The sequence below is a fragment of the Aeromonas sp. QDB31 genome (assembly GCF_027707605.1).
Classification (GTDB): Bacteria; Pseudomonadota; Gammaproteobacteria; order Enterobacterales; family Aeromonadaceae; genus Aeromonas; species Aeromonas media.
In genome coordinates, this window is sequence record NZ_JAPCIX010000028.1 from 17469 (window position 1) to 41951 (window position 24483).

At 63.0% G+C, this 24483-nt stretch carries 24 protein-coding genes; 12 read left to right on the forward strand and 12 right to left on the reverse strand.

The window, feature by feature from the left end:
• Positions 1-26 precede the first annotated feature (26 nt).
• Complete coding sequence (hemC, locus tag PG898_RS18910; protein ID WP_270824856.1) at positions 27-956, reverse strand: hydroxymethylbilane synthase; 930 nt, start codon at positions 954-956, stop codon at positions 27-29.
• Between the two features lie 322 nt (positions 957-1278).
• Between hemC and PG898_RS18915 the strand changes: the two genes are divergently transcribed.
• Positions 1279-3798 (forward strand): class I adenylate cyclase, encoded by a 2520-nt coding sequence (locus PG898_RS18915; RefSeq protein WP_263685758.1) that lies wholly within the window; start codon positions 1279-1281, stop codon positions 3796-3798.
• A gap of 91 nt (positions 3799-3889) precedes the next feature.
• Here PG898_RS18915 and PG898_RS18920 read toward each other — a convergent pair whose 3' ends face one another.
• Together PG898_RS18920 and cyaY are read right to left on the reverse strand one after the other, a co-directional pair.
• The gene (locus PG898_RS18920; protein WP_226170567.1) at positions 3890-4543 is read right to left on the reverse strand and encodes an alpha/beta hydrolase; all 654 of its coding nucleotides are present in this window, start codon (positions 4541-4543) and stop codon (positions 3890-3892) included.
• 14 nt (positions 4544-4557) lie between these two features.
• Positions 4558-4872: an iron donor protein CyaY gene (gene cyaY / locus PG898_RS18925; protein WP_005330957.1), complete on the reverse strand. Its 315-nt coding sequence runs from the start codon at positions 4870-4872 to the stop codon at positions 4558-4560.
• A gap of 73 nt (positions 4873-4945) precedes the next feature.
• Between cyaY and lptM the strand changes: the two genes are divergently transcribed.
• From lptM to PG898_RS18960, 7 genes are all read left to right on the forward strand, one after another.
• Positions 4946-5152 (forward strand): LPS translocon maturation chaperone LptM, encoded by a 207-nt coding sequence (gene lptM / locus PG898_RS18930; RefSeq protein WP_025325500.1) that lies wholly within the window; start codon positions 4946-4948, stop codon positions 5150-5152.
• Positions 5153-5172: 20 nt separating this feature from the next.
• The gene (gene lysA, locus PG898_RS18935) at positions 5173-6423 is read left to right on the forward strand and encodes a diaminopimelate decarboxylase (protein ID WP_226170564.1); all 1251 of its coding nucleotides are present in this window, start codon (positions 5173-5175) and stop codon (positions 6421-6423) included.
• A 96-nt stretch (positions 6424-6519) separates the two neighbouring features.
• Positions 6520-7350, forward strand: a complete 831-nt coding sequence (gene dapF, locus PG898_RS18940; protein WP_025325502.1) for a diaminopimelate epimerase — start codon at positions 6520-6522, stop codon at positions 7348-7350.
• 155 nt (positions 7351-7505) lie between these two features.
• Positions 7506-8186: a DUF484 family protein gene (locus PG898_RS18945; protein WP_270824857.1), complete on the forward strand. Its 681-nt coding sequence runs from the start codon at positions 7506-7508 to the stop codon at positions 8184-8186.
• On the forward strand, positions 8179-9135 hold the full coding sequence (gene xerC / locus PG898_RS18950; RefSeq protein ID WP_226170561.1) for a tyrosine recombinase XerC: 957 nt from the start codon (positions 8179-8181) through the stop codon (positions 9133-9135). Before PG898_RS18945 ends, xerC begins: the two co-directional genes overlap by 8 nt.
• Before the next feature lie 46 nt (positions 9136-9181).
• Positions 9182-9892 carry an HAD-IA family hydrolase gene (locus PG898_RS18955; RefSeq protein ID WP_270824858.1) on the forward strand — a complete coding sequence of 237 codons (711 nt, stop codon included), beginning with the start codon at positions 9182-9184 and terminating at the stop codon, positions 9890-9892.
• 92 nt (positions 9893-9984) lie between these two features.
• Positions 9985-10389 (forward strand): hypothetical protein, encoded by a 405-nt coding sequence (locus tag PG898_RS18960; protein WP_005327724.1) that lies wholly within the window; start codon positions 9985-9987, stop codon positions 10387-10389.
• Here PG898_RS18960 and PG898_RS18965 read toward each other — a convergent pair.
• From PG898_RS18965 to PG898_RS18975, 3 genes are all read right to left on the reverse strand, one after another.
• Positions 10386-11156 carry a gamma-glutamyl-gamma-aminobutyrate hydrolase family protein gene (locus tag PG898_RS18965; protein WP_042649011.1) on the reverse strand — a complete coding sequence of 257 codons (771 nt, stop codon included), beginning with the start codon at positions 11154-11156 and terminating at the stop codon, positions 10386-10388. The genes PG898_RS18960 and PG898_RS18965 overlap by 4 nt on opposite strands.
• Positions 11157-11521: 365 nt before the next feature.
• Positions 11522-12331, reverse strand: a complete 810-nt coding sequence (yidA, locus tag PG898_RS18970; RefSeq protein WP_270824859.1) for a sugar-phosphatase — start codon at positions 12329-12331, stop codon at positions 11522-11524.
• Positions 12332-12445: 114 nt separating this feature from the next.
• Positions 12446-14110, reverse strand: a complete 1665-nt coding sequence (locus PG898_RS18975) for a DUF342 domain-containing protein (protein WP_333563619.1) — start codon at positions 14108-14110, stop codon at positions 12446-12448.
• Between the two features lie 404 nt (positions 14111-14514).
• Here PG898_RS18975 and PG898_RS18980 point away from each other — a divergent pair, with 404 nt between their 5' ends.
• On the forward strand, positions 14515-15030 hold the full coding sequence (locus tag PG898_RS18980; protein WP_270824860.1) for a metal-dependent hydrolase: 516 nt from the start codon (positions 14515-14517) through the stop codon (positions 15028-15030).
• A 7-nt stretch (positions 15031-15037) separates the two neighbouring features.
• Here the strand turns inward: PG898_RS18980 and PG898_RS18985 are convergent, their stop codons facing one another.
• Complete coding sequence (locus PG898_RS18985) at positions 15038-16201, reverse strand: competence/damage-inducible protein A (RefSeq protein ID WP_270824862.1); 1164 nt, start codon at positions 16199-16201, stop codon at positions 15038-15040.
• A gap of 27 nt (positions 16202-16228) precedes the next feature.
• Positions 16229-17467: an HD-GYP domain-containing protein gene (locus tag PG898_RS18990; protein WP_270824863.1), complete on the reverse strand. Its 1239-nt coding sequence runs from the start codon at positions 17465-17467 to the stop codon at positions 16229-16231.
• Between the two features lie 144 nt (positions 17468-17611).
• On the opposite strand from PG898_RS18990, the gene metA reads away from it, so the two are divergent.
• The gene (gene metA / locus PG898_RS18995) at positions 17612-18559 is read left to right on the forward strand and encodes a homoserine O-acetyltransferase MetA (RefSeq protein WP_005327747.1); all 948 of its coding nucleotides are present in this window, start codon (positions 17612-17614) and stop codon (positions 18557-18559) included.
• Positions 18560-18641: 82 nt separating this feature from the next.
• On the opposite strand, the gene PG898_RS19000 is transcribed toward metA, so the two are convergent.
• The gene (locus tag PG898_RS19000; protein WP_270824864.1) at positions 18642-19160 is read right to left on the reverse strand and encodes a phosphatase domain-containing putative toxin; all 519 of its coding nucleotides are present in this window, start codon (positions 19158-19160) and stop codon (positions 18642-18644) included.
• A 160-nt stretch (positions 19161-19320) separates the two neighbouring features.
• Here PG898_RS19000 and PG898_RS19005 point away from each other — a divergent pair, with 160 nt between their 5' ends.
• Positions 19321-19791, forward strand: coding sequence for an Lrp/AsnC family transcriptional regulator (locus PG898_RS19005; RefSeq protein ID WP_025325515.1), 471 nt, complete (start codon positions 19321-19323; stop codon positions 19789-19791).
• Between the two features lie 120 nt (positions 19792-19911).
• Here the strand turns inward: PG898_RS19005 and PG898_RS19010 are convergent, their stop codons facing one another.
• Together PG898_RS19010 and PG898_RS19015 are read right to left on the reverse strand one after the other, a co-directional pair.
• Positions 19912-20976 (reverse strand): DUF3103 family protein, encoded by a 1065-nt coding sequence (locus PG898_RS19010; protein ID WP_270824865.1) that lies wholly within the window; start codon positions 20974-20976, stop codon positions 19912-19914.
• Between the two features lie 147 nt (positions 20977-21123).
• Complete coding sequence (locus tag PG898_RS19015; RefSeq protein ID WP_270824866.1) at positions 21124-22275, reverse strand: benzoate/H(+) symporter BenE family transporter; 1152 nt, start codon at positions 22273-22275, stop codon at positions 21124-21126.
• Positions 22276-22390: 115 nt separating this feature from the next.
• Here PG898_RS19015 and PG898_RS19020 point away from each other — a divergent pair, with 115 nt between their 5' ends.
• Positions 22391-22960 (forward strand): helix-turn-helix domain-containing protein, encoded by a 570-nt coding sequence (locus PG898_RS19020; RefSeq protein ID WP_005327753.1) that lies wholly within the window; start codon positions 22391-22393, stop codon positions 22958-22960.
• A 3-nt stretch (positions 22961-22963) separates the two neighbouring features.
• Here the strand turns inward: PG898_RS19020 and PG898_RS19025 are convergent, their stop codons facing one another.
• Positions 22964-24160: an NnrS family protein gene (locus PG898_RS19025; RefSeq protein WP_270824867.1), complete on the reverse strand. Its 1197-nt coding sequence runs from the start codon at positions 24158-24160 to the stop codon at positions 22964-22966.
• Positions 24161-24483: the final 323 nt, after the last annotated feature.

The window sequence follows — 24483 nt, forward strand, 5'->3', positions numbered from 1 at the left end:
TGACCATGAGTAGACCCGATTCGCACTCATGCCCGGTAGACCTCGGCAAGAATGCCGTCGGCACCATCGGCCAGCAGGCGCTGGGCCAGGGTGTGGCCGAGTGCCTCGCCATCGGTCAGGGGTCCGCGGATCTCGTCCCGGATCACCTGGGTTCCATCCGGGCTTCCCACCAGGCCGCGCAGCCAGATCTCGTCCCCCTGCACCAGGGCATAGGCACCGATAGGAACCTGACAGCCTCCTTGCAGGGCACGGTTCATGGCGCGCTCGGTCAGCACCCTGATCCGGGTCTCGGTGTGTTCCAACGGTGCCAGCAGGGCGTGCAGCTCAACATCGTCCAGACGACACTCGATGCCGACGGCACCTTGGCCGTTGGCGGGCAGGCTCTGCTCCGGCTCGATGAAGGCGGTGATGCGATGGGCCATCTCCAGCCGTTTCAGGCCGGCGGCGGCGAGTATGATGGCGTCGTACTCGCCGGCATCCAGCTTGGCGAGGCGGGTATTGACGTTGCCGCGCAGGTCGCGGATCACCAGATCAGGGCGGGCGGCCCGCAGCTGGCACTGGCGGCGCAGGCTGGAGGTGCCGACCACGGCCCCTTGGGGCAGCTCGTCTATCTGCTTGAAACGGTTGGAGACGAAGGCATCGCGCGGGTCTTCGCGTTCACAGATGGTGTGCAGGCCTAGCCCCTCGGGGAACTCCACCGGTACGTCTTTCATGGAGTGGACGGCGATGTCGGCCCGGCCTTCCAGCATGGCAGTCTCCAGCTCCTTGACGAAGAGCCCCTTGCCGCCGACCTTGGCCAGCGGGGTATCCAGGATCTTGTCACCCTGGGTGCTCATGGGGACCAGTTCGACTCGCAGATCGGGATAGAGGGCTTCCAGCCGATCTTTTACAAAGTTGGCCTGCCACAGGGCCAGTGGGCTCTTGCGAGTGGCAATTCTCAGGGTTCGGGCTGCCATATCAATCAGTTGTTTCATCTTTAGTGAGGAAAACGATCTTACCACCCTTTGCATGGGCTTTCATGACGCAGCCGGCAAAAGCGGGGCCAAGCTCAAAAAGGGTCGCTGAAAATAATTTTCACTCGGTCATTATATGATGGCAACTAATTGAAAATATTATTTTTTATTACTTTCTACTGATACCGTCACTGGGCGTGCCAGAAATAATCCGGTGATTGTGTGCGGGCTTGTTTACCACTGCTGTTTGCATTGTTAACATGATCACACTTTTTTGACGTCTCCCCGTTTTGGTGCGTCATTTCTCTTCCCCATAGGTAGGGCATTGCTGGTAAAACTGGACACGCTGGTGGCGCGCTACGACGAGCTGAATCGTCTCAAGACGCAACGAGCGTTGGATCTCATGAGTCGCTATGGGCAGCAGGTCTTTCAACTGCTGCCTGTCATGCTGCACTTCAATCATCCCCTCCTGCCCGGTTATGTGGCAGGGGACGTGCCTCATGGTATCTGGAGTTTCGTCGCCAACGAGGCCCAGCAGGCCTTCATCCAGGATCTGTGCCAGAACGCGAACTGTCAGGGCGGCCTCAGCACCCACGACAAGTCGATCCAGGGTCTCTACTCCATGGGCAGCACCTCCTCCATCGGCCAGTGCTGCCACTCGGATCTCGACATCTGGGTCTGTCACGTGGCCGGTCTGTCGAGTGAGCGCCTCGCCCTGCTGGAGCAGAAGTGCCAGCACCTCTCCCTGTGGGCCGAGCAGCGCGGAGTCGATCTCAACTTCTTCCTGATCCCCGAAGACAAGTTCCGCCAGCGCAACGATGCCCAGATGCAGGGGGAGAGCTGCGGCAGCGCCCAGCACCTGCTGCTGCTCGACGAGTTCTATCGCAGTGCCATGCACATCGCGGGCAAGCGGCTGCTCTGGTATCTGGTGCCGGCCGAATATGACGATCACTACGACGACTACGTCAACGGCCTGTTCGCCCACGGCAAGTTGAGCCAGGATGACTGGCTCGACCTCGGGGGTTTTGACCGTATCCCCGCCGAGGAGTACTTCGGTTCTGCCCTGTGGCAGCTCTACAAGGGCATAGATTCCCCCTACAAGGCGGTGCTCAAGTCGGTGCTGATGGAGGCCTACTCCCACGAGTATCCCAACACCCGACTGCTGTCGGTGACCAGCCGCGACTGGTTCCAGCACAACGAGGGGATGCACTACCGACTCGACAACTACTGCCTGATGCTGGACAAGGTGACCAACTACCTGAAATCCATCGGCGACATGCAGCGCCTGGATCTGGTGCGCCGCTGCTTCTATCTCAAGGTGTGTGACGGCCTGAGCCACCCCAAGGAGGATCACTCCCCGGACTGGCGCCGGGAGCAGATGGCCCAGCTGGTGGCTTACTGGGGCTGGAGCCCGGAGCGGCTGCATCATCTGGATCATCGCCAGGAGTGGAAGGTCGAGGACGTCAAGGTGGCCTATGCCGAGTTGCTGGAGGCCCTGATGCAGAGCTACCGCAACCTCATCCAGTTTGCCCGGCGCAACAACATCAGCGAGTCCATCAACCCGGAAGACATCGGCATACTGTCGCGCAAGCTCTATGCCGCCTTCGAGAGCCTGCCGGGCAAGGTGCAGCGGATCAACCTCAAGATAGCGCCGGATCTCGGCGAGCCGGATCTCAGCCTGGTGCAGGTGCCGCACGGTCGCCTGAATCGCGCCGGCTGGTATCTCTACAAGCATTCCCTGGAGCCCGCCGACATCATCGGCCGGGCGCCGCTCGAATATAACGGCTACATCAGCAAGCTGGTGGCCTGGGCCTATTTCAACGGCCTGCTGACCCCCCAGTCCCGGGTGCACCTGTTCAATCAGGGCTCGGATCTGCACATCGACAATCTGCACCAGTTCTGCCGCGATCTCTCCGGCACCTTCCCGGTCAAGTATCCCCGCGCCACCAACCTGGCGCTGAGCCGGCCGTGCGAGATCCGCCAGCTCTCCATCTTCCTGAACCTGGAGACGGACCCGTCAAGCCACTGGGTGGGGCAGGTGATCGAGTTCGATGCCAATGCCGCCGACGTCTTCTCCTTCGGCCGCAACCAGGAGTGTCTGGTGGGATCGGTGGATCTCGTCTATCGCAACTCCTGGAGCGAGATCCGCACCCTGCACTTCGAGGGGGAGGAAGCGGTGGTGGATGCCCTCACCACCATACTCGGCAAGATGCACCAGGATGCCGCCGCCCCCGAGATGATAGAAGTGTTCTGTTACAGCCAGCACTTCCGCTCCCTGGTGCGTACCCGCTTCCAGCAACTGGTGGCCGAGTGCATCGAACTGCGCCTGGCCCGGGACAAGCAGCAGTTGGTCAAGACGCTGGCGCTGGGGAAAGAGAAGTACGGCATCTTCTTCGAGCGGCGCGGGGTGTCGGTGAAGAAGCTGGAAAACGCCATCGACTTCTACCGCCACATCTCCCACAACAAGCTGGATCACCTGCCGCTGCGCCTCGACAAGACCCATAGCCAGCATCTGCCCGGCATTGTCGACGCCTACGCGAGCGAAGGGCTGGTGCAGTTCTTCTTCGACACCCGGGATGCGGGCACCAACATCTATATCCTGGACGAGGCGAATCGGGTGGAGATCTACCAGCACTTCGCCGGCAACAAGGATGAGCTGGTGCAGGGAGTGAACCGCTTCTACACCTCGGGCCACGAGCGCTTCAGCGATGCGGGCCAGTTCAGCAACTTCAACCTGCCCCAGTATTACGAGATCGTGCAGATGGGCGACAAGCTGGAGGTGATCCCCTACCGCAGCCAGAGTCCGCAGCGGGACAATCCGGGGGCGGCCCGGGAAGTCGGGTGAGGGAAGCGGGATGATGTGCCGGTGTATCGCCGGAAGGGATGAAAACAAACGGCCTGCTGATGCAGGCCGTTGTCGTATCCGCAGTGCGGGATCAGGCGCCGAGGCGGGCCAGCAGCCAGCGACGGATCTCGTCGAGCTGGGGGCGGCAGATCTCGTGGCGCATCGGGTACTCGTGCCACTCGGGGCTGAGACCCGCCGCCTCCAGCCGGTTCTTGGCATCCCAGCCCATGGAGAGGCTCACCACGTCGTCATAGATGCCGTGCATGTAGCAGATGGGCAGGACGCGGGCGGCCTCGCTCATCTCCTCGACCAGTTGCTCGGGCGTTGCCAGGTAGGTGGACATGCAGAGCAGGCCCGCCAGCTTTGCTTGATAGCGCAGCGCGGTGAAGGAGGCAATCACCCCGCCCTGGGAGAAGCCGGCCAGTACGATATGCTCGGGAGCGAAGCCCTCGGCCACCAGCTGATCCAGCAGGGCTGCGATACGATCGGCGGACTCGCGCACATGGGACTCCACGGCGCGATCCGCCGGATCCTCGAAGCTCTTGATGTCGTACCAGCCACGCATCTTGTAGCCCATGTTGATGGTAATGGGCCGTTCGGGGGCATCGGGCAGCAGGTGGCGCACCGGCAGGTCGGCAGGCAGGGCCAGCGCTTCCACCAGCGGCGCGAGCCCGGCGCCGGAATCCCCCAGCCCGTGCAGCCAGATCACCGCGTGACGGGCGCCCTGGGGATGCAGATCCATCATGGGAGACTCTGCCATCATGGGAACCGGACGGGCTCGCCCGCCTGGGTGGTGCAGGCCCGGGTCAGCAGAGCCTTGAGCTCGTCGCCGAAGCGGTTGTCGATCCAGCTGTCACCGCGCAGCTCGAAGTGGAAGCCGTTCTCCCGAGTGGCCACCCAGATCTGGTGCAGGGGCTCCTGCTTGTTGATGATGACCTTGGTCTTGTTCTCGAAGCTCAGGGTCAGCACACCGCCGGCCCGCTCGCAGTCGATATCCGGATACCCCTCGTCGATAACGTCTTCCACATACTGGAAAAAGGCGTCGGTCAGGGCGTGATACTCGTGATCCTTCATCGGTTTATCCTGTTGCTTTTAACAATGTGAGTGCGATTATAGAGGGCCAAAAATTTTTTCGCAGCGAACCATTATGATTACCCAGTTCACCAAGTGCCTGTTTGCCGCGTCGCTGTCGTTCGGGTTGGCCGCCTGCGGCCTGACGGGGCCGCTCTACATGCCACCGGCCGAGCAGCCCGTCTCCACTGAGCAAACGCCGGCACAGCCCAAGACAGAGAGTACACCGCAAGCCGCCTCGCCTGCGACCGCCAAACCGGCCTCCGAGGCCGCGCCGCAATAATCTAGGAAGGAACCGCCCCCTTGGATCACTTTAACTACGACGCCGACGGCCAGCTTCAGGCCGAGCAGCTTCCCCTGCAACAGCTCGCCGACCAGTACGGTACCCCGCTGTATGTCTACTCTCGCGCCACCCTGGAGCGCCACTGGCACGCCTTCGATCAGGCAGCGGGCGACATTCCCCATCTGATCTGCTACGCGGTCAAGGCCAACTCCAACCTGGCACTGCTCAACCTGCTGGCGCGCCTGGGCTCGGGCTTTGACATCGTCTCCGGCGGGGAGCTGTCACGGGTGCTGGCGGCGGGGGGAGATCCGGCCAAGGTGGTCTTCTCCGGCGTCGCCAAGAGCGAGTCCGAGATGCGCCTCGCGCTGGAGAAAGAGATCCTCTGCTTCAACCTGGAGTCGGAAGCCGAGCTGGAGCGCCTGAACCGGGTCGCTGGCAGCATGGGCAAAAAGGCGCGGGTCTCGGTGCGGGTCAACCCGGATATCGATGCGGGCACTCACCCCTATATCTCCACCGGCCTCAAGCAGAACAAATTCGGCATCCCCATCGAGCAGGCGCCTGCCATCTACCGCAAGGCGGCGGCCATGGCCCACATCGAGATCAAGGGGGTGGATTGCCATATCGGATCCCAGCTCACCGAGCTCAATCCCTTTATGGAAGCGGCCGACAAGCTGCTGAAGCTCATTGACGAGCTGGCGGCCGAAGGCATCCACATCCATCACCTGGACGTGGGCGGGGGTCTCGGGGTCAACTATGGCGCCGAGCAGCCGCCGCATCCGACCGAGTACGCCGAGGCGCTCAAACAGAAGCTGGCGGGCCGGGATCTGACCCTGCTGTTCGAGCCGGGCCGCGCCATCGTCGCCAACGCCGGCGTGCTGCTGACCCGGGTCGAGTTCTTGAAGCCCGGCGAGACCCGCAACTTCGCGCTGATCGACGCCGGCATGAACGATCTGCTGCGTCCCTCCCTCTACGGCGCCTGGATGAACATCATCGAGGTGGACAGCCGCACGATCCACGAGAAGGCGCTGTATGACGTGGTCGGCCCGGTGTGCGAGACCGGTGACTTCCTCGGCAAGGAGCGTACCCTGGCGATTGCCGAGGGCTCCTTGCTGGCGGTGCGTTCTGCCGGGGCCTACGGCTTCACCATGTCATCCAACTACAACACCCGTCCCCGTGCGGCCGAGGTGCTGGTGGACGGTGACCAGGCCCATCTCATCCGTGAGCGGGAACAGTTGGCCGATCTCTGGCGCGGCGAGCACCTGCTGCCGTGAGCCAGCCACAGGAACGCAAGACGGTGACAGATTTTTCCAGGATCCATGGGGCTGTGGACGACCTTCGTGACGGCCTGAACTGCGCAGGGAAAGAAGATGTTGATTGAGTTTTCCAAAATGCATGGCCTGGGCAACGACTTCATGGTGGTGGACGGCGTCACCCAGAAGGTGTTCTTCAGCAACGACGTCATCAAGAAGCTGGCGGATCGCCACTTCGGCATCGGCTTCGATCAGCTGCTGCTGGTGGAGCCGCCCTATGATCCCGAGCTCGACTTCCATTACCGCATCTTCAATGCCGATGGCAGCGAGGTGGAGCAGTGCGGCAACGGTGCCCGCTGTTTCGCCCGCTTCGTGCGCCTGAAGGGGCTGGTCAACCGGGATCGCATCGCGGTCAGCACGGCCCGTGGCCGCATCACCCTGCAACTGGAGGGGGAGAACCAGGTCACGGTCAACATGGGGGTGCCCCAGTTCGAGCCGGGCAAGATCCCGTTCCGTGCCCAGAAGGCGGAAAAGACCTACCTGCTGCGGGCGCAGGATCACACCGTGATGTGCGGTGCCGTCTCCATGGGCAATCCCCACTGCGTCATCGAGGTGCCCTCGGTGGCCGATGCCCCGGTGGAGACCCTGGGGCCCATCATGGAGCGCCACGAGCGTTTCCCCGAGCGGGTCAACGTCGGCTTCATGGAGATGGTCAGCGCCAGTGAGATCAAGTTGCGGGTGTTCGAGCGCGGGGTGGGGGAGACCCTGGCCTGCGGTACCGGCGCCTGCGCGGCCGTGGTGATCGGCATCAGCCAGGGCAAGCTCAGGGAGCGGGTCACCGTCACCCTGCCGGGTGGCAAGCTGACCATCGCCTGGAAGGGGCCGGGTCAGCCGGTCTACATGACGGGCCCGGCCGAGCATGTCTTTGATGGTCAGATAGAGCTGTAAGCCAGTGAGCGGGCCAGTCGAGCATATGACGGGCCCGGCCGAGCACATGTTCGACGGCCAGATAGAGTTATAGGCATCGAGCGGGGACCTCCTCCGCGCAGCCAAACGGTAATGTCGGGGCCCTGTGCCCCTTTTTCGGATGGATCAACCAAGTTATGAGCGAACTCAAACGGCAGGAGTCACTGTTGGACGAAGCCACAGTGCTGGAGTACCTGGCCCGTTACCCCGAGTTTTTCCAGCGCCACGGGGCCATGCTGGACAGGATCCGCATTCCCCATGAGCACAAGGGCACCATCTCCCTGGTGGAGCGCCAGCTCGACAGACAGCGCGAGCGCATCGAGCAGCTGGAGCAGGAGATCACCGAGTTGATGGGGATCGCCAGCGAGAACGAGCGGATCTTCCGGGTCTATGCGGATCTCTATGGCGAGCTGTATGGCTGTCAGACCCTGTTCGAGCTGAGCGCCGTGATGGGCAAGGCTTTCGTGCAGCGGCTGCGGCTGACCGGTCTGCGCCTCTGGCTCAGCCCAAAGAAATTCCAGCTGAGCGGCCCCGAGCAGCGCTTCCTGGCGGACTGCAAGCAGCTCGATCAGCTGCTGGGCCAGCGGCTTCCCGGGACGGATTACTACTTCGGACGGCTCAACCAGAGCGAGAAGCAGGCGCTGTTCGGCAGCGACGTGCTGGTCAACTCGGTGGCCCTGATGCGGCTCGGGGATCTCGGCGTGCTGGCTTTCGCGAGCTCGGACCCCAGCCACTTCACCCCCCACAACGACACCCTGCTGCTGGGTCAGCTGGGCCGTCTGCTGCAGATGCGTCTGCCCGAGCTGGTTCGTGGCTAAGGCCCCCCTTCCTGCCGCCGACCCTCTGCCCCCCGCCCTGGCGGGGGAGCTCACGGCCTTTATCGAATACCTGAGGGTCGAGCGCCAGCTCAGCCCCCACACCCGCAGCAACTATCAGGCCCATCTGGAGGCGATAGCCACCGAGCTGGTCAGGCTTGGTCTGAGCGATTGGGCCCGGCTTGAGGCGAGCCAGGTGCGCAGCCTGGTGACCCGAATGCACAAGGCAGGCCTCGCCCCCCGATCGCTCGCCACCAAGGTCTCCGCCCTGCGCAGCTTCTGTGACTGGCAGGTGCGCCAGGGGCGGCTCCCTGCCAACCCGGCCCGCGGCATCGTCACCCCCAAGCAGGGGCGGCCGTTGCCGAAAAACCTCGATGTGGACGAGATGTACCAGCTGCTCAACATCACCGACGAGCAGGATCCGCTGGCGGTGCGGGATCGCGCCATCATGGAGCTGATGTACTCCTCCGGCCTGCGCCTCGCCGAGCTGGTGGGGCTCAACCTCGCGGACGTGAAGCTCGACGAGCGCCAGCTCAGGGTCACCGGCAAGGGATCGCGGGAGCGGGTGTTGCCCATGGGCAGAATGGCGGTGGAGTGGTTGCACAAGTGGCTCACGGTGCGGCCAGCGCTGGCGGGGGACGAGGGGGAGGCATTGTTCGTCTCCAAGCGCCGTCAGCGGCTGTCGGCCCGCTCGGTACAGGAGCGGCTCGACGGCTGGGGCAACAAGCAGGCGCTCAATGCCCACGTCCATCCCCACAAGCTGCGCCACAGCTTCGCCACCCACATGCTGGAGTCCTCCGGGGACCTGCGGGCGGTGCAGGAGCTGCTGGGCCACGCCGATCTCTCCACCACCCAGATCTATACCCACCTCGATTTTCAGCATCTGGCCAAGGTGTATGACAGCGCCCACCCCAGGGCCAAGCGGGATCCCGACACCCCGGAAGATGAGTGACAGCAGGGAGCCCAGGCGCTCTTGTTGATGACGCAGAGGAGAATGCATGCATTTTTACCGTCGTTGGCAGCCGGTGGCCGCCATCTCGTTCGATCTCGACGACACCCTCTATGATAACGGCCCCGCCATCGCGCGGGCCGAGCAGTGGATGCTGAGCCACCTGCGCAGCGAATACCTGGCCACTGCCATGCTGGACAAGCCGCGCTGGCTCGAGCTCAAGCGCAACCTGCTGCTGGCCCGGCCCGAGCTGGGCCAGGATGTCAGCCTGGCGCGCCAGCACGGCATCCGCGAGGCCATGGTGCAGGGGGGCATGGCCGCCTCCCTGGCGGAACAGGAGGCGCAGCGGGTGTTCGCCGGTTTTCTGGCCGAACGCTCGAAGATAGCGGTGAGCGAATCGACCCATCGACTGCTGACCAGACTGGCGGAGCGCTACCCTCTGGCGGTCATCACCAACGGCAACCTGGATCTGGTACAGGCCGGGCTGAGCGACTACTTCACCCTGGTCTGCAAGGCAGGGGTAGGGGCCAGGATGAAGCCGGCGCCGGACATGTTCGTGCAGGTGCAGCAGACCCTCGGGCTCGCCCCCGGCCAGATCCTCCACGTGGGGGATCATCCCGAGACGGACGTGCTGGGGGCCAGGCTGCACGGCTTTCGAGCCGCCTGGCTCAACGAGCGCCGGCTGCCCTGGCAGTCACTGAAGTTGCTGCCGGATGTGGAGCTCGCCACCCTCGACGAGCTGGACGGGTTGCTGCTCTGATCCACCCCGAGCGGCAGAGAAAGAGGTGCACAGGCGAGGCCATTTATTTATCCTTGGCGCGGACTGACAAGGGAGTGCAGGGCGTGAGTGGAATGAAGAGTGTCATCTGGTTAGCCATCCCCATGGTGCTGGCGGGATGCGATCTGTTTCGCGACCACTACCGGATGGAGTTTCGGGATGGATCCTGGCGGGATATCGCCATTTCGCCTTTCTCGGATGAGGCCCGCTGGCGTGAGGGGTGCGCCACCGGCGAGATACTGGTGGACATGACCCTGCCCCTGAAGCGGGGCAAGGTGGTCGATGGCCGTGAACAGCTGTTGATCGGCGGCGAGCTGTTCGAGCTGGAAGAGGCCAGGCTCTATCGCGGCAACGGCATGGTGCTCGGGCAGGCTCCTGACCATGTCCAGCGGGGCCTCAAGGGGCTGGATGTCTGCCGTACCCTGCGCCCCGATCGCGGGGCCCTGCCCAAGTTGAAAGGCAAGGGGTTCGGCGACTAGCCCGCCCGCTGCCGATACTGGCGACAGGCGTCGCCGAAGGCGCGAAACAGCTTGATGGAGTGGGGGTTCTCTTTCGCCTTCCACTCCGGGTGCCACTGCACCGCCAGGGTGAACTGGGGCAATCCGGGGGCATGAATGGCCTCTATCAAGCCATCCTCGGCATGGGCCAGCGGCGCCAGCCCCTCGCCAAGCCGCTTGATCCCCTGGCCGTGCAGGGAGTTGACCGGGATCTGCGCCTCCCCCATCAGGTCGGCAAACCAGCTGCCGGGCACCAGGCTCACCTGGTGGCTGTGGCCATATTGTTCTTCTACCGGATCGTCCGCATCCTCCCTGTGATCCGCATAGCCGGGCTCGCAATAGACCTTCTGATGAATGTCCCCGCCGAGCGCCACGTTGATCTCCTGCATGCCGCGGCAGATGCCGAGCAGGGGCAGTCCCCGATCGATGGCGGCGCGCACCAGAGCTATGTCGAACAGATCCCTGTCTCTATCCTGGGCCTTCTCCGGGGTCAGGTTCTCCTGGCCGTAGAGGGCGGGATCTATGTTGGATCCGGCCCCGCTCAGGTAGACCCCATCGGCGAGATCCAGATACTGCTCCAGATCAGCTGTCCCGCAGCAGGTCGGCACCAGCAGGGGCACGCAGCCGCTGATCTCTACCAGGGGGGTGATGTATTTGTGGGTCATGACCTGGTAGGCATGGCCGCTGCGGGCCTGGGCCCCCATGGTCATCAGCACGACGGGTTTGGAATGGGAACTGGGGTTGGGCATAGGTCACCTTGGCTATCCTTGGCGGTCTCATCCTGCGCCTTGGGAAGGCCCTTGCCGCGTCACTCTCGCAAGGGCATGCCTCAAGGCATGGTCATGGGATCAGGGTCGTGCCGCAGTGCCAGAATCGTCGGTCAGCCTGGGCGATGACAGCCTGGATCCCGATCCCAGTCTGCCAAGGCCGTTCAATATGTCAAACGAAATGATGCCGCAATGTTAATTTTGATGATGGCAAAGCCAGACTGAGTCCCTTTATAAGGGGCTTTAGCCGCAGTTGGTGAGCTTCTGGGAGAAAGGCGTGGTGGATATATTAAACATTCGACCCTGATGGCCGGATAGCAGAAGGGGCCCGCAGGCCCCTCGTCGATTCAGGCATTGAGGATGAACTGCTCAATCACCCTGGCCACGCCGTCCTCGTCATTGCGGGCTGTGGTGTGCTGTGCCAACGCCTTGATCTCGTCGGTGGCGTTGCCCATGGCGACCCCGAGTCCGGCATATTCGATCATGTGGCGGTCGTTGCCCGCATCACCCACCGCGATGACCTGGGAGGCGTCCAGGCCCAGGTGCTCGGCCAGGGCGGCCACGCCGGTGCCCTTGTTGCTTCGCTTGTTCATGAACTCGAGGAAGTAGGGGGAGCTGCGCACCACTGTGTAGCGCTCATAGAGCTCTGCGGGCAGCTGGGCGATGGCGCGGGAGAGCTGGGGCTCGGGGTCTATCATCATCACCTTCATGATCTGCTCGTCGGCGGGCAGGGTGGCGAAGTCCACCAGGTTGATCGGCATCTTGATCAGTCGGGACTCGTGCTCGGTGTAGGTGCTGACCCTGGGGCTGATGAGGCCCTGGCGGACGGAGAAGCCGTGGACGTTGACCCCCAGCTCAAAGGCCAGATGGGCGATGGCGCTGGCATCGCTGCCGGTCAGCAGCTGGCTGCGCAGGATGCGTTGATCCGCGACCTGTTGCACCAGGGCGCCGTTGTAGCAGATGACGTAGTCATCCTGACCGGTGAGGCCGAGTTCGGCCAGATAGGTCGTCATGCCCTCCAGCGGGCGGCCCGAGGTCAGTACCACGGTGACGCCCTGGGTGCGGGCGGACGCGATGGCGGCATGGGTGCGGGGGGTTATTTGACCGTGCGGGTTCAGCAGGGTGCCATCCATATCCAATGCGATCAGCTTGTACATCTTCTCACTACCTGAGTCTGGCTGGCCCGCCCTATGGGGCCAAGGGGAGGCCGAGTGTAGCGAAAATCGCCGCCGGGATCACGCCACCATCGCCGAAGGGGAGAGTGGCGGCCATCAGCGTTGGCCCTCGTAAGGGGTCAGCTGCAACTGCTCGTCCCGGATGGCGAAGTGGATGGGGCCGTGCTCTATATCGACCCGACTGTGGTAGTGCGCCATCTCCACCTCGACGCCGGGGAAGAGGCGCTGGGTGGCGATGATGTCCATGCTGGCCATCAGGGCCTGCAGCGCGTGCTGTGCCTCGGCCAGTTGCTCGTCAAGGGACTTGCTCTCGTCCAGCTGATGGGTGCGGATCGCCTTGATCTTCTTCAGAGTCTCGGGATTGCGCTTGTCGCTGGGCTGTTGCAGCAACCGCAGGATGAGATCCTGCAGCTTGTCGAGTTGCTCCCGGCAGGCCTGCTTGCGTTGACGCAGGGCCTGCTCCTGCTCCTTGTGGCTGAAGTAGCCGCCGAGGATCTGCAACCGGGTCCGGTTCGCCGCCGAGGCCCCGAGCACGGGGGCCATGATCAGGCGGTTGGCGATGTTGATGCCGCCGATGAGGTGGCCCTTGCGCATAGCGCTGTCCCCGACCTTGAGATCCTGGCCGCTGCGGCAATAGCTGTGGCTGAGCTGGCTCTGGATATGGATGTCGCCGTCTGCTTCCAGCCTGGCGTACTGGGCATAGCTGGCGTGGATCTCGCCCCCGGCGCAGAGGTGGCAGAGGTATTCGTCCCCCTCCAGCTTGCGCCCTATGATGCCGTTGCGCACCGTGATGGTGCCGCCGGATTCGATATAGCCCCCTTCGACGAAGCCCCCTATCACCACATCGCCACTGGTCTTGATCCGCATGCCGGGCATGACATCCCCGGTCACCAGCAGGGAGCCCTCGAACTCGACGTGACCGTGGCGGATATCGACCTGTTTGACGCTCAGCACCTCGTCCACCCTCATGCCGGCCCGCTCCTGGCACGGTAGCCCGGCGCGGGTCGCCAGCAGCAGGTCCGGATCTTCGGGGGAGAAGCAGGTGCCTTCTCCCGCCGTCATGGCGCTCTCCTTGCCGGAGCGGGCCGCCAGCACCTGGCCCGTCACGGTGAAGCCATCTATGCCCTGGGTTGCGGGGTGGCGCCGCATCAGGGGGGCGCCTGCCTTGACGGTGAGCAAGGTACCGAGATCGCGCATGTCTACCCTGCCATGGTCCAGTTCCTGGGGTTTCAGGATCCGCTCGGCTGCGGTCTCCACCAGTCGCTCCAGGCGGGTATCCAGGCCGTGTCTGGCCGCCTTGCCCAGGGCGATGACGGGGTTGAGGCGGGTGCCGGGGGCGGCCTCGCTGGCGGCCTTGATGGCGGCGGCGAGCAGCCGCTCGCTCACTCCCTGCTTGACCGGACTCGTCGCCACGGCCTCCTGCAACTGCGCCAGGGTGAGGGAACTGCCGCCCCAGTCGGCGGTGATCTGGGCGCTGGCGCTCATCTGATCCTTGTCGATCAGGATCAGCAGCCGGGCATCCTGCCGCTGGGCGATGGGCACGGGCGGGTGAGAGGGGGCATCAGGCTGGGTCAGCAGGGTGTTGAGCAGGGTGACGGCCTGCCGGATCCCCTCGCCGAGGGGTTGATAGCGTCGGCAGTTGGAGAGCCGCAACAGGGCCAGGACATGGTGCTCCTGAACGGGCTCGGTGAGACCCGGGGCAATGCGCAGACAGACATAGGTCATGTCTGCCGACAGCTGAAACCACTCTTTGCTTAACACCGGGATCCTCCTTCGTTGTCCCGATCCGGCCAACCTCCCTGTGGCCGGGGGCGGGATCCTTGCCAAAAGCCAATGTCATCAGGGCGGCCCAGAACCGCAGTATTCTGGCATTTCTTCTTCCGGGTCAACGAGCCGAGTGCAAATGGGTGAGCCGGGTTGGGGAAATTGTGTCTGACGGCGGGTGACGGTGCCGTGATGACTTGTTTGGTGTCAAATGAGGTGTGTTTGGCGGTATCTGCTGACTATTTCACCGAAAGCGGACCCCGATGGGTATCAGGTTCAGGGTGGCGATACGATTCACCTTGCCAGAGGCGGTTCAAGGGATTTTAATCTGCCGCCGTCCCGAGGCGCTGATGCGGGTCGCTACCGATCATACTGCCCTCTTGTCCAACCGAACGAGCCCCATGACCGCCCAAGGCCACCTGCTGTTTTCCGTCACCTGCGCCCTGCTTGCCCACAAGGTCGAACTCACTCCGGCTCTGGCCGAAGGCAGCCTGTGGCACATAGTGCCCATGGCCCTGGCCAGCGCGCTGCTGCCAGACCTCGATCACCCCCACTCCCTGCTCGGTCGGCAGCTGCCCTGGATCTCGGGGCCCCTCTCCCGCCTGTTCGGCCATCGCGGCTTCACCCACAGCCTGCTGGCGGTGGGTCTGGGGATATGGGGGCTGGCGCAGTTTCAGGTATCCGGCCCGCTGTCTGGGGTCATAAAGGACGCGCTCATCGTCGGCTACCTCAGCCACTTGCTCGGGGACTGGCTCACCCCCATGGGCATTCCCCTGCTCTGGCCCTGGCGACGGCGCTTTCGGCTGCCCGGCCTGCCCCTCAAGAGCGGCGGGGGCTATGAGAAGGCCTTCTGCCTGCTGACCCTGGCGCTTGCCGGGTACTGGGTGCATGGGAATGGGGGCTTAGGCGCCTTCTAGCCCGGTATCAGTCGATGCGGCTGGCCGTTCTGGTCAGGGTGAGGTAGTCGGCGAGCACCGGCAGCCCCTGCAGGTGGCGGCGCAGCATGTCGAGGGCGGCGAAGGCGAGGATCCGGCGGGCGCTCTCTGGATCCGGGTGACTTAGCTTCACCTGCTGGCCGATTTGCTGCCCGTCGGCGCACAGCAGCAGTGGCACGCCGCCGGGGCCCGCACTGCCTATGGTCAGGCAGGGTTCTTGTCCGCCTCCCGTCAGTTGATCCAGTTCGCAGGGAAGGCAGTGGCTGAAGCTGGCCTCCAGCCCCGGATGCGGGTGGCACATGGCCAGCAGGGCACCCCGGCTCTCCCCTTCTTGCAGGCACAGCGGCCTTGCCCCCAGCAGGGACAGGATCTGCTGCGCCGGCTCCTCGTTGCCCTGTCCTACCAGCCAGGGGGTTATCTCCCCGAGCAGGCGTGCCTCGGCAGCATCCATGTCGGCGGCGCTGGCGCCGTGGCCGATGAGCTTCAGCTCGATGAGGGGCATGGAGGAGCGGTAGCCGAGCTCGATGCCCGCAGGCCAGGGTGTTGCATCCAGCTTGTCCGAGAGGGCGGATTCCGAGATGCCGAAGGTGTAGAAGCGGCGCAGCTCGGTGTCCGTCTCTTCCCCCGCCAGCGCCTTGAGGCGGGGCAAAATCTGCTCGCGCACCATCTGCTTGAACTCGAACGGTACGCCCGGAGTGAAGAAGAGCCGGCTCTGGCCGTAGCGGGCCGGGTGGTTGACCACGAAGCCGCAGGCGGTGCCCACCGGGTTGTCTAGGATCTCGCAGTCCCGGGGCAGCCAGGCCTGCTTGCTATTGCTCTGGGCCATGGTGCGGCCCCGGCTGGCGTAGCGCTCGGCCATGGTGGCGAGCCAGTCGGGGAACAGGGTCAGGGGCTGGCCAAAGGCCTCGGCTGCCGCCTGGGCGGTGAGATCATCCGCGGTGGGGCCGAGCCCCCCGCACACCAGCACCACCTCGGCCCGGCTGGCACTCTCCTGCAAGGCGGCCTTCAGATCGGCGAGGTTGTCCCCCACGGTCAGGCGGCGGCGCACCTGCCAGCCTTGCTCCAGCAGCAGGGCGCTGAGCCAGGCGGCGTTGGTGTCCACCACCAGGCCGGTCACTATCTCGTCCCCCGTGCTGATGATCTCGATACGCATGCAGACTCCTTGGGTGGTGAACCCCGATCAGGGTTTGTTGTGCTCGAAGTAGTAGCTGATCCGGGTGCGCGGGTTGAGGTACTCGAACACCGCCGGCGGCAGTCGCTTGGGGTGGATCACCTTGGCAATCGTCAGCTCGGCCTGCTCGAGATCTATGATGGCCGCCTCCTGGCGCGGGATGCGGGGGTCGTACACCAGCACGGCGGGGTAGAGCAGGCGGGAGGCGTTGACCGACATCACCAGCCCGACCTGGCCGTTGGAGAGCTGCACCACGCTGCCGGGGGGATAGATGCCCATCAGGCGGATCAGCATGCCGAGGTGGTCGGCGTTGAACTGGGCCTTGCGCTGCTTGTAGAGGTTGCCGAGGGCGGAATAGGGCACCTTGGCCTGCAGGTGGCAGAGGTTGTCGTACTCGTTGATGAGAGACACTATCTGGGTCAGCGGGTCGAGCTGATCCCCCCTGAGCCCCTGTGGCCCGCTGCCGTCAAGGTACTCGTGATGGTACTGCACTATGCGCTTCGCCGGCTCGGGGAAGCCACTGGTCAGGCTCAGCAGCTCCAGGCCGTAGCGCGGATGCTGGGCCATCAGGTTCTGCTCGGGTTTGGTCAGAGGGCCTGTCTTGCGCAGAATCTGGCTCGGGATCTTCAGCTTGCCGATGTCGTGGAACAGGGCTCCCATGCCGACCTGACGGATAGCCTCGGCCGGCAACTTGCATTCCCTGGCCAGCAGCATGCTGAGCACGCTGACGTTGAGGGAGTGGAACTGGAGGTTGTTGCCGTCCGCGCTGTCGGAGACCAGGTGCAGCACCATCTCGTCCACCGACAGCAGCTGCTCTGTCATGGCGTTGATCAGCTCCTGGGCCTCATTGATGGCGTTGAGGGGGCGGGACTGGATCTTGCCCATGAGGTTGCGCACCTGGGCCAGGGACTGCTGAAAATGCTTCTCGCACTGTTGCAGATCCCGGCGATAGCGCTGCAACTGCTCGATGCGCCTGGTCTTCTCCTGCTGCATCTCCTGCTGGCGGCCGACCAGATCGTCCGAACCATCCGGTGCGGGTTGTACCTGATCGAGGGGCTTGGGGGGGGCGTCGCTCTTGTCGGGAATGATGGTCACCAGCTTGAGGCCGAGCCGGCGGATGAGCTCTATCTCCTCTTCACTCTTGAGTTTGAAGCTGGAGAACAGGAAGGGGTGCTCACGCCACCCTAGTGGCAGGGAGACATAATTGCCGACTTGCAGCCGGTCTACTGAGATCTTGATTCCTGTCATGGGGTTGGGCACGAGAGACACACAGAGCCGTATGCTAGTCAAAGGCAGGGGTGAATACAAAAGGTATCTGATGACAGGATGAGTGCTTTATTATAGGCTTCTAGATGTCCAGACATATTTACCGATGCAGTACAGGGAGTCAGCATGCCGATCAAGATCCCGGACCAGTTGCCCGCCGCCGAAGTGCTGGGGCAGGAGAACATCTTCGTGATGACGGAATCCCGGGCCGTCACCCAGAACATCCGTCCGCTGCGGGTGCTCATCCTCAACCTGATGCCCAAGAAGATAGAGACCGAGATCCAGCTGATGCGGATGCTCTCCAATTCGCCCTTGCAGGTGGACGTGGATCTGCTGCGCATCGACGATCGGGAGTCGAAGAACACGCCCCAGGCACACCTCGAGAACTTCTATCACGACTTCGAGCAGGTCCGTGGCAACAACTACGACGGCATGATCATCACGGGGGCACCGCTTGGGCTGGTGGAGTTCGAGGAGGTGGTCTACTGGCCGCGCATCGTCGAGATCATCGAGTGGTCTCATCAGCATGTGACCTCCACCCTGTTCCTCTGCTGGGCGGTGCAGGCGGCGCTCAAGGCGCTCTACGGCATGGAGAAGCAGACCCACGGCGAGAAGCTGTCCGGTGTCTATCGCCACCACCGCCTCGATGAGCACGAGCCGCTGCTGCGTGGTTTCGATGATGAATTCGTTGCGCCCCACTCCCGCTATGCGGCCTTTGATGGGGATCTTATCCGCGCCCACACCGATCTGCAGATCTTCGCCGAGTCCGAGGAGGCCGGCGTCTATCTGGCGGCGACCAAGGATTGCCGCCAGGTGTTCGTCACCGGCCATCCCGAATACGATGCCCTGACCCTGGACGGGGAGTACCGGCGGGATCTGGCGGCGGGCCTCACCCCCGTCATCCCGGTCAACTACTACCCGGGCGACAATCCCGATCAGACGCCGCGCGCCACCTGGCGCAGCCACGGCCACCTGCTGTTTTCCAACTGGCTCAACTACTACGTCTATCAGCTCACCAGCTATCGGCTGGAGGACATCGGCAAGGTGTTCACTTACGAGCAGCCCAAGGGCTAGATGTAGGGCCGGCTCACCGGCTATGGTCGGAGGAGATCGGCAAGGTGTTCACTTGTCAGCAGCTCAAGGGTCAGGGCTTCCTTCAGTCGGCCCCGGCCAGTCGTCGTCCCCGGGTGTCGAGCCAGTGACGGTGGCAGGCCAGGGTGAAAGCGCCGGGCCGCCTGGTCCGGATGGTGGCCATGGCCTCCAGCTGGGGCTGGCCCTGGGCCATCAGCAGCAGGGCCGCCACCAGCCCGGTGCGGCCGCTCCCTCCGTGACAGTGAATGGCCAGGTGCCTGCCCTCGCGCAGCAGGGAGATCAGTTGCGGCAGCACGGGGGGCCAGGCTTGCTCGAAGGCTTCATTGGGGGCCTCGTCGTCCGCTATGGGCAGGTGGAACCAGGCCATGCCCCTGGCCTTGACCAGTGAGCCGAGGGACCCTGCGCCGCATGCGGCCAGCTCATCCTTCGTCATCAGCGTGAGCACACCGCCGGCACCGGCCAGTTGCAACTGGGCCAGGGCGAGCGGCAGGGCAACCTGCTGGTTGCCGGGGCAGGGAGTGAGCAACAGCTGGCCGTCGAGGCGCGGGACCTCCAGGCTCCAGAAGGGATGGGCACTGAGCATGAAGATCCTTGTCGGTGCTGAGCGGGTGTCAAAAGAACTTGTTGGCCCCCTGTTTGAGTGCGGCACAGCATAGAGGCGCCGGGGGCGATGTCAATCTGCGTTGTGTTCGGCCCGGTTTACGGGCAGAGTCTAAAAAAATTGAGCGATGGAAGGAGTAGAGATGAGAAACCTGGATCAACTGGACTTGGACATCCTGGCCCATCTGTTTCGCGATGCGGGCATGACCAACAAGGATTTGGCGGCCCTGGTCGGGGTGGCTCCCTCCACCTGTCTGGAGCGGGTGCGCAAGCTGCAACAGGACGGGGTGCTGAAGGGCGCTCACTGCGAGGTGGATTATCAGGCCCTGGGCGGCCATATCCAGGCCATGGTCTCCCTGCAGCTGGCGCGTCACAGCCGGCAAATCATAGATGCGTTTCGCGATGCCATCCTGGCGTTGCCCGAGGTGATCAGCCTGTTTCACATGGGTGGCAAGGATGATTTCCTGGTGCACCTCTGCGTCGCCGACACCGAGCACCTGCGCAATTTCGTGTTCGATCACTTCACCTCCCGGGAAGAGGTGGTACACCTCGAGACCTCTCTGGTGTTCGAGCACAGATTCAGCCGCTCCCTGCCCTGCTTCACCCACCCCTGACAACAAGTGGGTGCCGGCCCTGAAGTAGGTCTGCATCATTTCAACCGGCCTTGAACCCCTTGAGACCGAAACGAGAAAAGCCAATGAGTCGCCTCATTGGCTTTTTGCCTTGAGTGATGTTCAGGGTCTGGTCGGCTGGATCTCCTTGGGCTCCAGCGTGATGACCGCATTGCCGGCGGCACCGGGATACTGGTGGTAGCTCTGGTCCTGCTCCAGGGTGTAGAAGGTATCGAGATAGTCGTCGTTGTTGGTCATCCAGGAGTCGGGCAGCGCCTTGACGATGCGACCGCCTAGGTCGAGGAAGGGCAGGGCTTCCGGCACGCCGCCTGCGGTGAAGCCGAGCTTGAGGGCCTCGATCAGCAGGGCGCTCAGATCCTTGTAGTTGACGTTGTCATCCTGCTCCATCATGACGAGGTCGACGGCGCCCCAGCGATAGCGATCCCAGTACACCAGGATCTGGTTCGGGGTGTAGTCGGTGTTGTCATGGTCGAGATAGGGCATGTCGACTATGTCCACCACGGGTTCGTCCCGACCGGGATTGACCCCGGCCACGACGGCGTAGACCTCGGCGGCGCCGAGCAACCAGGGTTCCTGATCATCGCTGAGCCTGATCTTCTTGAGGATGCTGGTCTTGAGGGGGGCCGTGTTGCCGGCGACACGGGGGGCCACCTGCATGTCGGCGGCAGCCAGCGCCTTGCGCATCACCTTCAAGCCGGCATTCTTGGCCTTGACGGGATCGGCCTCCACTACCAGTACCGGTCGTGCCGGTGGCTGGTTTACATCGAGGTAGACCGGGTTGCCGGCGCTGTCGAAGGCTTCGATGGCACTCCAGCTCTTCTCATCTCCGCTCGGCACGTAGGCAACCAGGGGGTCGACTCCTTGTTGCAGTGCGGCAGCCTGCTCCGGGTTGGCCAGTCGCAGTTGCATCAGCTGCTTGATCTCGCCGTCCAGCCCTTGCCGGCTGATGGCGGCCTGGTTGGCATCGCTGGCCTGCCGCTTGAGGCGTGGACTCGCCTTTTGCAGCAGGTTTGGCAGCGGGCTCTGGTACTCCTGATTGGCGAGCAGGGGTAGCAGGTTCTTCTGTTGCAATGCGAGCTGGCGTGCCAGCTCCCTGTCCGTGTCGGCGGCATGGGCACTGGCGGTACCCAACAGGGTCAGCAATAAAATGACAGCCTGATTCCTCATTCTTCTTCTCCAGTATTGAGTCTGACAGCGGCGCGTATCGGGAAGAATCTGCGCCTCCTTCTCACTAAACGGGAATGGGGTTCGCCTGTGAACCACCTTTGCCGAATTGTGTGCAGCGTCTCACTGGAGTCTCCCCAGATGGTCAGGTCAGGCGCGGAGGCGGTTGACTTGATGCAGCGTCACGCCGACCAGCAATCCCCAGCAGGCAGAGCCGACACCGAGCAGGCTGATCCCCGAGGCTGTGATGAGGAAGGTGAGCAGCGCGGCTTCCCGCTCTTCATCCTGCTGCAGTGCCGCGTGCAGGCTGCTGCCTATGGTGCCGAGCAGTGCCAGCCCGGCCACGCAGGTCACCAGAGCGGTGGGAAAGGCGCTGAACAAGGCGACCACAGTCGCTCCGAAGCAACCGGTCAGCAGGTAGAAGCAGCCCGCCCACACGGCGGCAGGCCAGCGGCGAGCCGTGTCGGGATCCACCTCCTTGCCCATGCAGATGGCGGCCGTGATGGCGGCCAGGTTGAAGGCGTAACCACCGAACGGGGCCAGCAGCAGGCCGGTAAGACCGGTCCAACCGATCAGGGAAGAGGTTGCCGGTTGATAACCATGGGCACGCAGGATAGTAATGCCGGGCATGTTTTGCGACGTCATGGTGACGATGAAAAGCGGCAGCGCTATCCCCAGCAAGGCGTTGATGGAGAAGGTTGGCGAGATCCATACCGGACTGGAGAGTTGCCAGTGGACCTCGGCAAGCTGCAGCTCGCCCCTCAGGGTGCAGAGCAGCATGCCGGCACCCAGGACCAGCACCATGGTGTAGCGGGGCCAGAGGTGGCGCCCAAGCAAGAACGCCAGCAGCGAGGCGCCAAGCAGCAGGGGATCCTGTGGGGCGACTTTGAATAGATCCAGCCCGAATCTGAGCAGCACACCGGCCAGCATGGCGGCGGCCAGGGGCGCTGGAATGTGGCGCATCAGCCTGTCGAACCAGCCGCTGATGCCACACAGGGTGATCAGCAAGGAGGAGGCGATGAAGGCACCGATGGCTTCCGACAGGCTGAAATTGCCCAGGCTGGTGATGAGCAGGGCGGCCCCGGGGGTAGACCAGGCGGTCAGCACGGGTATGCGGTAATAAAGGGAGAGGCCGATGCAGCTCACTCCCATGCCAATACCCAACGTCCATAGCCAGGAGGATACCTGGGCGGCATCGGCACCAGCGGCGGTGGCCGCCTGAATGATCAGCACAACCGAACTGGTATAGCCAACCAGAACGGCGATAAGGCCTGCGACCAGATGGGGGAAAGCAAAGGGCATGGTGACTTCCTTGTGTATGTCGATAGCTTGTGCGTTATTACGTACAATATGACTTTGACTATAACCTTGTGCGCTATAGCGCACAAGGTGACATACCGCATTCGGGAGAGGGCGTATGCAGGAGATGAATCGACATCTGGCTCAGCGATTGAAAGGGCTGCGCAGCGAACTGGGGTGGAGTCTGGATGTGGCTGCCCGTGAGACCGGGGTGAGCAAGGCCATGCTGGGGCAGATCGAGCGGGGGGAATCCAGCCCGACGGTGGCGACTCTGTGGAAGATCGCCACCGGGTTTCGGGTCTCCTTTTCCAGCTTTATCGAGCCGACCCCGGCAGTGGCGGGGGAGACGCTCTATCGCACCGCCGATGACATTCGCCAGCAACCGGCGGGCGAAGGCATGCAGGTGGCGCCGCTGTTTCCCTATGAAGGCCGCTTCGGTTTCGAGTTGTTTGAATTGACCCTGCTACCTGGCTATCAGCGGGAATCGGAACCCCATGAGACCGGGGTGACCGAGCATGTCATCGTCATCAGCGGGGTAATGGAGGTGCTGGTCGATGGGCAGTGGCGTTCACTGGAGCAGGGGGAAGCCGTTCGCTTCGTCGCCGACCGCCCCCATGGTTACCGCAATTTGGGAATAGCCCCGGCCGTTTTTCACAATTTGATCCACTATCCCGCCACTCGTGCCTGATGGCTAGCCAGGACGACCGTCCACTCTGGGGCGGGTCAGGATGGGGGTGTAAACCCAGACAAACAGACCATAGGCCGCTATCCAGCTCCAGCCGCTCAGGTTCCATCCCGTCAGCGTCAAGGTAGGCCAATAGAGAGGGATCGAGACCCGCACGAGCGCAGAGACGATCACCAGAGCGAATGCCATGGTGATCCTGCGCCCTACGTGCAGGGCTCTGCCGCTGTGACCGAGCGACACTCTGGCAATCATTCCGAGGATCATGGTGCCCATGCAGCCAGCACTGAGCAGGTGACTGGCCAGCGACAAGCTGAGGGGCAGCCCAGCAGCCTGAGCCGTGAGGGCGAGCAGACCAAGGGGAATAAACAGGTAAGCCAGGTGCAGCGACCATAGCAGGGGGTGTGCCAGGGTGTCACCGGGTTGCCAGCGCAGTTGCCTGCACAGGTGCAAGCCAGCCGCCACTATATATAGAGGCATTGTATATAAAGAGTTGGCCCATGAGCCGGGCAGAAGTAGCCAGAGCAGCAGGATCAGCCAGAGAGAGGCCAATGCCCCGCGCTCCAACCAGGGGCGGGGAGGTGCCTTCTCCTGACCCGTGCCTCTGGCTGTAAAGAAGGGAATGACCCGTCCACCCATCACGGCAATCAGGGTAGTGAACAGCAATACCGTCGTGATCAGCAGATGTTCCACTGTGTTCCAGTCATCTCGCCATAACCAAGTGGCGGCATTGAGCAGCGTCAGTATGAGGAGCAAGGGGACAAAGAAGAGGTTGCGCCATTGGCGTGTCATGATGATGGGCTTGGCGAGGAACCAGGCACAGAGCGGTAGCCAAGCCAGATCCAACGCCATCAGAATGATATTGTCTTCTCCCAGCCAGGGTAGCAGGCACCTTGGCAGCGCCCACAATCCCACGACCAACGCTAATGGCCAGCTGCGAACGCCGGGATGAGCCGTCCAGTTCTGGACAGCGGTCAACAGAAACCCCGCGACGATGGCGGCGCCAAAGCCGAACAACATCTCATGAGCGTGCCACCAGATGGGATTGCCAATACCGGGCAGAGCGAACCAGCCGTTAAGCTGCCCCAGCCAGCCCAACATGGCTAGGCAGGAAAACAGAGCTCCAAGCAGGAAGAAGGGACGAAACCCCAGACGGAACAGCGGGACTATCTGCTCTTCCTTGTGGCTATCGAGGATCTGGTGCATGACAGCGACCTTAATTGAGTATTTGAAAAGCCAATTATAAAGTGGCTTTTCAAATACTCAATTTAAATCCAGTCAATGCCGATTTAGGAATCGGAATGGCTGAAAAGAGAACGACTTGCTGTAGAACTGAGCGAACAAACGGTTAAGGTGAAAAAGCCCTTGTCATCCCGGCGCGGCTCCCTATAATGCGCCCCTACCAGCACGGCGGAACACGCCGGACTGATGAGCTAGCTTCTTAATGAAGTGGGCGCCGAAAGAAAAGCGAAAACAACCGCTTGACTTTCGAAGTGAGGAGCGTAAGATGCGCCTCCTCAACGCGATAA